Source organism: Mycobacterium sp., from assembly GCF_049280035.1.
GTDB lineage: Bacteria > Actinomycetota > Actinomycetes > Mycobacteriales > Mycobacteriaceae > Mycobacterium.
Map to the genome: position 1 here is coordinate 1 of NZ_JBAPPI010000256.1, position 7,749 is coordinate 7,749.

General features: G+C 63.1%; 10 protein-coding genes. 7 read left to right on the forward strand and 3 right to left on the reverse strand.

Annotated elements, in window-relative coordinates; genetic code table 11:
- From WAN71_RS08230 to WAN71_RS08255, 6 genes are all read left to right on the forward strand, one after another.
- A partial coding sequence (locus WAN71_RS08230) for a cytochrome P450 (RefSeq protein ID WP_422224853.1) occupies positions 1-756 on the forward strand: 756 nt, incomplete at its 5' end.
- Between the two features lie 2 nt (positions 757-758).
- Positions 759-965, forward strand: a complete 207-nt coding sequence (locus WAN71_RS08235) for a ferredoxin (protein ID WP_422224854.1) — start codon at positions 759-761, stop codon at positions 963-965.
- Between the two features lie 4 nt (positions 966-969).
- Positions 970-1,533, forward strand: a complete 564-nt coding sequence (locus tag WAN71_RS08240; RefSeq protein ID WP_422224855.1) for a nuclear transport factor 2 family protein — start codon at positions 970-972, stop codon at positions 1,531-1,533.
- A gap of 154 nt (positions 1,534-1,687) precedes the next feature.
- Complete coding sequence (locus tag WAN71_RS08245; protein ID WP_422224856.1) at positions 1,688-2,815, forward strand: NDMA-dependent alcohol dehydrogenase; 1,128 nt, start codon at positions 1,688-1,690, stop codon at positions 2,813-2,815.
- 114 nt (positions 2,816-2,929) lie between these two features.
- The gene (locus WAN71_RS08250) at positions 2,930-3,355 is read left to right on the forward strand and encodes a ketosteroid isomerase family protein (RefSeq protein WP_422224857.1); all 426 of its coding nucleotides are present in this window, start codon (positions 2,930-2,932) and stop codon (positions 3,353-3,355) included.
- Positions 3,352-4,227, forward strand: coding sequence for an SDR family NAD(P)-dependent oxidoreductase (locus WAN71_RS08255; RefSeq protein ID WP_422224858.1), 876 nt, complete (start codon positions 3,352-3,354; stop codon positions 4,225-4,227). Before WAN71_RS08250 ends, WAN71_RS08255 begins: the two co-directional genes overlap by 4 nt.
- A gap of 16 nt (positions 4,228-4,243) precedes the next feature.
- Here the strand turns inward: WAN71_RS08255 and WAN71_RS08260 are convergent, their stop codons facing one another.
- Positions 4,244-4,780 (reverse strand): YceI family protein, encoded by a 537-nt coding sequence (locus WAN71_RS08260; RefSeq protein WP_422224859.1) that lies wholly within the window; start codon positions 4,778-4,780, stop codon positions 4,244-4,246.
- A 225-nt stretch (positions 4,781-5,005) separates the two neighbouring features.
- Between WAN71_RS08260 and WAN71_RS08265 the strand changes: the two genes are divergently transcribed.
- A complete protein-coding gene (locus WAN71_RS08265) occupies positions 5,006-5,410 on the forward strand; it encodes an HIT family protein (RefSeq protein ID WP_422224860.1) in 405 nt (134 codons plus the stop codon).
- Between the two features lie 30 nt (positions 5,411-5,440).
- Here WAN71_RS08265 and WAN71_RS08270 read toward each other — a convergent pair whose 3' ends face one another.
- Both WAN71_RS08270 and WAN71_RS08275 read right to left on the reverse strand, forming a co-directional pair.
- Complete coding sequence (locus WAN71_RS08270) at positions 5,441-6,112, reverse strand: hypothetical protein (RefSeq protein ID WP_422224861.1); 672 nt, start codon at positions 6,110-6,112, stop codon at positions 5,441-5,443.
- Positions 6,113-6,175: 63 nt separating this feature from the next.
- Positions 6,176-7,654, reverse strand: a complete 1,479-nt coding sequence (locus WAN71_RS08275; protein ID WP_422224862.1) for a sensor histidine kinase — start codon at positions 7,652-7,654, stop codon at positions 6,176-6,178.
- Positions 7,655-7,749: the final 95 nt, after the last annotated feature.

Sequence of the window (7,749 nt, forward strand, 5' to 3'; positions counted from 1 at the left end):
CTCGTTGCGGTGGTTCAGGAGATCATGGACCAGCGGCTGGCCAATCCGCCGAAGGACAAGGCCGACCGCGACATGCTCGACGTGCTGGTGTCGATCAAGGACGAGGAGGGCAATCCGCGGTTCTCCGCTGACGAGGTCACCGGGATGTTCATCTCGCTGATGTTCGCCGGACACCACACCAGCTCCGGCACATCGGCGTGGACGTTGATCGAGTTGATCCGCCATCCCGAGGTCTACGCCGAGGTGCTTGCCGAGCTGGAGGAACTCTACGCCGACGGCCAAGAGGTGAGTTTCCATGCGCTGCGTTCGATTCCAAAGCTGGACAACGTGGTCAAGGAGGCCCTGCGCCTGCATCCGCCGCTGATCATCTTGATGCGGGTCGCCAAGGGCGAGTTCGAGGTCGAGGGCTTCCCGATCCATGGCGGCGACTACGTCGCCGCATCCCCGGCGATCTCGAACCGGATTCCCGAAGACTTTCCCGACCCCGAAGCGTTCAATCCGGATCGCTACAACAAGCCCGAGCAGGCCGACATCGTCAATCGGTGGACCTGGATTCCGTTCGGGGCCGGCCGGCACCGTTGCGTCGGGGCAGCGTTCGCGCAGATGCAAATCAAGGCGATCTTCTCGGTTCTGTTGCGAGAGTACGCGTTTGAAATGGCCCAGCCCGCCGACAGCTACCGCAATGACCACTCGAAGATGGTGGTGCAGCTGGCCCGGCCCGCCAAAGTGCGCTACCGCCGTCTTACTAAGGGGTAAAAATGGGATACCGAGTCGAAGCCGACTTGGATTTGTGCCAGGGCCACGCGATGTGCGAGCTGGAAGCACCCGACTACTTCCGGGTGCCTAACCGCGGCAAGGTCGAAATCATCGACGCCGAGCCGCCTGACGATGCCCGCGAGGAGATCGACCGGGCGGTCGAAATGTGTCCAACCAGAGCACTATTCATCAAAGAGAAAGAAGACTGACTCCATGTCACCCAAGTCATCCAAGGCGTCATTCACGCGCGCCGAACTCGAAGAGTGGGTGCAGTCCTGGCTCAAGGCCAACAAGGACTGCGAAAAGGCGGGCGACTGGCGGCCGTTGGCAAACTTCTACGCAACCGACGCCACCTACGGCTGGAACATCGGTCCCAAGGAAGACGTGATGTGCGTCGGCGTCGACGAGATCCGGGACGTCGCGCTGGGCCTGGAGATGGAAGGCCTGGAGAACTGGGTGTACGAGTACCAGAAGGTGCTCATCGACGACAAGCAGGGCGAAGTCGTCGGCTTCTGGAAGCAGATCGTCAACAAGACAGATGGTTCCCAGGGTGAGATCTACGGCATCGGCGGCAGCTGGTTCCGGCTCAACGGCGACAAACTCATCGAGTGGCAGCGTGACTTCTTCGACTTCGGCCACGTCGCGAAGATGTTCGCGACCCTGATCGAGTCCGGCGATCTGACCACCGGCATGCAGAAGCGGATCGAACGCAGCCTGGCCGGCGACAAGCTGCCAGGCTACTACCCGCTGGGACAGGCCCCGGTACCCATCTGGTGATCCCCCTCGGACGGTTGGTGGTCCCCCGCTATTTACAGCACAGTGACGCACGTCATAATGGGCTGCGAATGAGAACACGTTCTAAATTGCCGTCCGGCGCCGGCCGGTCCCTTTCACCGACCCTCGGGTCAGGGCAAGCTGATGGAGGTCTTTCATGAAAACAAAGGGCGCGCTGATCTGGGAGTTCAACCAGCCGTGGTCGATCGAGGAAATCGAGATCGGCGACCCGCAGAAGGACGAAGTCAAGATCCAGATGGAAGCGGCCGGGATGTGCCACTCCGACCACCACTTGGTGACCGGCGGCATCCCGATGGCCGGCTTTCCGGTTCTCGGTGGCCACGAGGGCGCCGGCATCGTCACCGAAGTGGGCCCAGGCGTGGAAGACATCGCCCCGGGAGACCACGTGGTGTTGTCGTTCATCCCGTCCTGCGGCAGTTGTCCGACCTGTCAGTCGGGCATGCGCAACCTGTGCGACTTGGGGGCCGGGCTTCTCAACGGCGCAGCGGTAAGCGATGGAACCTTCCGGATTCAGGCCCGCGGCCAAAACGTGTTTCCGATGACCCTGCTGGGGACGTTCTCGCCGTACATGGTTGTGCACCGCAGCTCGGTGGTGAAGGTCGATCCCTCGGTGCCGTTCGAAGTGGCCGCCCTGGTCGGTTGCGGCGTGACCACTGGCTACGGTTCGGCGGTCCGCACCGCCGACATCCGGCCGGGCGACGACGTGGCCATTGTCGGCATCGGCGGCGTGGGCATGTCAGCACTGCAGGGAGCCGTCACCGCCGGCGCCCGCTACATCTTCGCGATCGACCCGGTCGAGTGGAAGCGCGACCAGGCCCTCAAGTTCGGCGCCACCCACGTCTACCCCGACATCAACGCCGCGCTGGCGGGCATCATGGAGGTCACTTACGGCCTGATGGCCAAGAAGGTGATCGTCACTGTCGGTGAACTGCACGGCGCCGACGTCGAGAACTACATGATCATGACCGCAAAGGGCGGCACCTGCGTGCTGACCGCGATCGGCAGCCTGCTGGACAACCAGGTGAATCTGAACCTGGCGATGCTGACCCTGATGCAGAAAAACCTGCAGGGCACCATCTTCGGCGGCGGCAACCCGCAGTACGACATCCCCCAGCTGTTGTCGATGTACACGGCCGGCAAGCTCAACCTCGACGACATGATCACTCGCCAGTACAAGCTGGAGCAGATCAACGACGGCTACCAGGACATGCTGGACGGCAAGAACATTCGCGGCGTCATCCGCTACACCGACGCCGACCGGTAGTCGCCAGTGAATGGTCAGGCATTCCAGTCTGCTGCTGAGCGGCCAATTGTGACACCCGATTTCGCGCGAAGCGTGCAATAAGTGGCCGCGCGACGGCAGTAAAGAGGAGTGAACATGTCCCAGGAAACCGTTCAGCAGTCCCCCGCACTGACAGCCTCACAGTCGTCATGGCGTTGCGTGCAGGCCCATGACCGGGAAGGCTGGCTGGCGCTGATGGCCGACGACGTCGTGGTCGAGGATCCGATCGGCAAGTCCGTTACCAACCCCGACGGCACCGGCGTGCGGGATAAGGACGGGGTCGCCGGGTTCTACGACACCAACATCGCCGCCAACCAGCTGACGATCACCTGCGAAGAGACATTCCCGTCCAGCGACCCCAACGAGATCGCGCATATTTTGGTGCTGCGCAGCAAGTTTGACAACGGGATCAGCAGCAAGGTGCGCGGGGTGTTCACCTATAAGGTCAACGACGCCGGGCTGATCACGAACATGCGCGGCTACTGGAACCTCGACATGATGACATTCGGCCCCGAGGAGTGAGCTCGCTACTCGCCGGCCGCGGCGCCGTCGTGGTCGGCGGATCGCGCGGCATCGGTGCCGCCGTCGCCGCCCTGTTGGCACGACACGGTGCCGGCGTGGTGATCAACGGCCGTGACGGCGACGCTGCCCGGGCCACCGCCGATGAGATCACCGCGCACGGTGGACGCGCGGTGCCCCATCCTGGTTCGCCCGCCGATCAGCCGGCCGCGGAGTCGTTGATAGACAGGTGTATTGGCGAGTTCGGCGCCATCCACATGCTGGTGAACTGTGCCGGCATCGCCGAACCGCCGGGCTCGTCCATCCTCGACATCAGCCCCGCCCAGTTCGGCGAGCTGCTCGAGTCGCATTTGGGTACGGTGTTCGCGACCTGCCGCGCGGCGGCGCCGAAGATGGTCGAGCACGGGGGCGGCAGCATCGTCAACACCAGCTCGTTCGCTTTTCTCGGTGATTACGGCGGCACCGGATATCCGGCTGGCAAGGGTGCGGTCAACAGCCTGACATTGGCGATTGCCGCGGAACTGAAGGAGCACGGCGTGCGGGCCAACGTGGTGTGCCCCGGCGCCAAAACGCGGCTGTCGACCGGACCGGATTACGAAGCCCACATCGTCGACCTGAACCGGCGGGGACTGCTCGACGAAGTCTCGATGCAGGGATCGCTGGACGCCGCACCACCGGATTACGTCGCTCCCACCTACGTCTACCTGGCCAGTGACCTCGCCGACCAAGTGACCGGCGAAATCTTTGTTGCCGCAGGCGGTTTCATCGGGCGATACCCGCGAACCGCGCCCGTCCTGATCGGGTACCGAAACCATCACGACGCACCACCGTGGTCGGTGGCCGAGCTGTCCGCGTTGATCGGCGACGCCGCCTAGGTTCGCCGCTTTCGGCCTAAGCAGTCTCGTGCCGGAACACCAGGCTGACCTTCAGTGCCGTCTTCGCGCCGACCATGCCGAACATGTTTCCTTCCACGGCGAACTGCTTGCGCGCGACCGTCGTCTGCGCCGTCAGTCGCACCTCACCGTCGCCGATCACCTCGACGTGGGCCTGCAACGGCAGCGGTGCCGTGATGCCCTTGGCGGTGAGAGTGGCGTTCAGGCGGACGGTGTCGCCACTGCTGGCCTCACCAGCCGCTACGTCGACGGTGATGTTCGGGTACTTCTCCACGTCGAAGAAGGAGGGCGCACGCAGGTCCTCGTCGCGCTTCCCCAGTCCGGTGTGCACCGAGGCGGCCTTGACTTCGATTTGGCCGGATACCGTTCGAGCATCCTCAATCTGCCCGCCGCCGGTGAATTCGGTGAACTCGCCGCGGACCTTCATCGCGCCCCACATCGTCTTGTTCTCGAACCGGATGGAGGAACCCTGCGGAACCACGGTCCAAACGCCCACCGATTCGGGACTGCTGAGAAACGTTGTGACAGCTAACATGTCATCTCCCTGCGTGTCAGCGCGGGTTGATTGCGCAGCGCCGCTGCCAACCCGACGGCATTCGCACCAGCTAACAATCGACGATAGTCCTCGCGGCGTATCCGTAACAGCGAAGTGCGTCAGATGCCCCGCCGACCGTGGCAGGCGCGGCCGGACTCATAAGCTGGAGCGCATGCCCCGCGTCGGCGACGATGCAGAGCGAAGCGATGAGGAGGAGCGGCGCGCATGACCAGTATCTTCACCAAGATCATCAACAGGGAACTGCCGGGCCGGTTCGTCTATGAGGACGACGAGGTCGTCGCTTTCTTGACCATCCAGCCGATGACGCAGGGCCACACACTCGTCGTGCCCCGAGCAGAGATTGATCAATGGCAAGACATTGACGCAGCCGTGTTCGGCCGGGTGATGTCGACGGCACAGCTGATCGGTAAGGCCGTTTGCCGAGCGTTCGATGCCGAGCGTGCCGGCGTGATCATCGCCGGGCTCGAGGTCCCCCACCTGCACGTCCACGTCTTTCCGACGCGCAGCTTGAGCGATTTCGGCTTCGCCAACGTCGATAACAATCCGTCTCCGGCATCCCTGGACGAGGCGCAGGCCAAGATCAAGACAGCGCTAGCCGAGCTGAGCTGAGCCCAGACCAGTGGGTCACGCGGACCGAAATCAGCTGCATTCTTCATAACCGTGCGTTGTCTTAAAATGGGCAGAAAAGGTGTTTTGAGCAGATTTAGCCCACTCATCCATTTTTTCTGCAGTGATACCGAATGAAGACTTATAGGAGGCGTACAAAAGCGCCAATGCGATCGCGTACACGACTGCCATTACCCACGCGAGCGCTTGCCAATCCTGGTTTATTGCGACGGGAACTACTACGCTTGCAATTGTAAGAGCCAGCACGACTGCTAAGAGTCCTCCGTACGTGATAATGCTAGCGGCGGCCATACCAAATCTTCGCTCTTTCACCAGTATCGGGAGCTCGACCACTAGTCTGCCGCTGGTGTGCCCGATCCAACGCCTTGTTGGGTTTTTGATACTGGGAATTTGATCCAAAAGCCTCTGCTCGAGTACGAAGATCACCTGATTGTGCGCCCACACCCGACTGTTCAGCTGCGAATGCCAAGCTACCACTAAAAATAGAGGTAAAGGAATAACCGGAATCAGGTAGTGCGGTATCCTGTCCGGCCTAGTCGCCCAGGCGATACCAATGAATGTAGAGTACGCAACCAAAATGTTTACCAGGGTAAGTGCGTGCCCAAGAATGCTTTGCACCTCGGATCGTTCAGCTGCATACAACGCAGCAAGCGCGTCCGGGGAGTCATCGCTCTGAGTCATCATCGAATCGGCCCTTGTCTGCTGTCATCGCGCACAGGTGCGAACGTCGCTCGACGCCGAATTACTTTATCTCCGCGCAGCCGTTGAGCTTGGTTGTCCGACTCTGCGCGCCGAGCGGGCTGCGCGGCCGGGAACGTCGGCGATGCGCGGCAGGCTGACGTAAAAGCGGCAGCCCTGGCCGGGCGCCGTGGTCACGGTGACGATGCCGCCGTGGGCGTTAACCAGCGAGTCGACGATCGACAGCCCCAGGCCGCTCCCGCCGCTGATCCGCGCGCGCGACGAGTCGGTCCGATAGAACCGTTCGAAGATGCGCAGCGCGTCCTGCTTACTCATGCCGGGGCCTTCGTCGACAACTTCCAGGATCGCGTCGTCGACGTCGGTGCCGACCCGCACGGTGATGTCCGCGGTTTCGGGCGTGTGTTGCAGAGCGTTGGTCACTAGGTTGCCGAGCACCTGACGCAGCCGGGGCTCGTCGCCGAGCACCTCCGGAGTGCCGGGACCGTCCAGCACCTCCATGGTGATGTTGCGCTTAGGCGCGACGGCCTGCGCGTCGTGTACGGCATCGCTGGCCAGCGCGAGCAGGTCCACCCGGTTCTGCTCGATCGGCCGCTGCGCATCGAGCCGGGCCAGCAGCAGCAGATCATCGACCAGCAGACCCATCCGGCGCGATTCGCTTTCGATTCGCGACATCACCATCTCCATGTCGCGGGCGGCACCCTGGCGATACAACTCGGCGAAGCCGCGCATCGTGGTAAGCGGAGTGCGCAGTTCGTGGCTGGCGTCGGTGATGAAGCGCCGCATCCGCTCTTCTGAGGTCCGCGCCTTCTCCGCCGAGGCTTCAGACGATGCGAACGCCCGCTGGATCTGAGCGAGCATTCCATTGAGCGCCTGGGAAAGCCGACCAACCTCTGTCCGCGGATCACGTTCGGGCACACGGCGATCCAGCTGGCCGGCGGCGATCGCCGCAGCGGTCTTCTCGACCTCTGTCAGCGGCCGCAGGCTTCGGTGCACCACCCACGACCCGGCCAAGCCGAGGACGAGCAAAACCGCCGCGCCGATGCCGAATTGCAGCAAGACCAGTGACCGGACCGTCTGCTGGATGTCGGAAAGGTCGTAGGCGACAGTGACCAGCCGGCCAGTCGGTCCACGCACCGACACCACCCGCCATTGCACGCCGGACTTGTCGACCGATCCGACCGTCGTCGGTTGGGGGCCGACGTCGTTGTTGTCAGGCAACACGGGTTCTGCGTTGCTGTCGTTGACGACCGTCGTGGTGTGCCCGTCCACGGTGACGTAGCGCACGTAGAAGTCCGATGGCGGGCGGTCCAGCGTCGGCCCTCGACGCACCGGAAGCGAGCCCCGCGGTGCCTGCGCCCAGCCGCGCGATGCCTCTGCCAGCGTCTGGTCGACCCGCTTGATCAGGCTGTGCCGCAGGATCTCGGTGACCGCGATGCCGGAGGTCGTCAGCCCGCACGCCGCCAGCAGCAGGAGCGCGGCTACCAGCGCGAGGCGCAGCGACAGCGTGGCCCGAAGTATTCTCGGCATCCCGTTATTCTTCGCCAGCCATGCGCCGATTCGCCCGCTAACTGCTTATCGTGGCTCGCGCAGCACATAGCCCACTCCGCGCAGGGTGTGCAGCA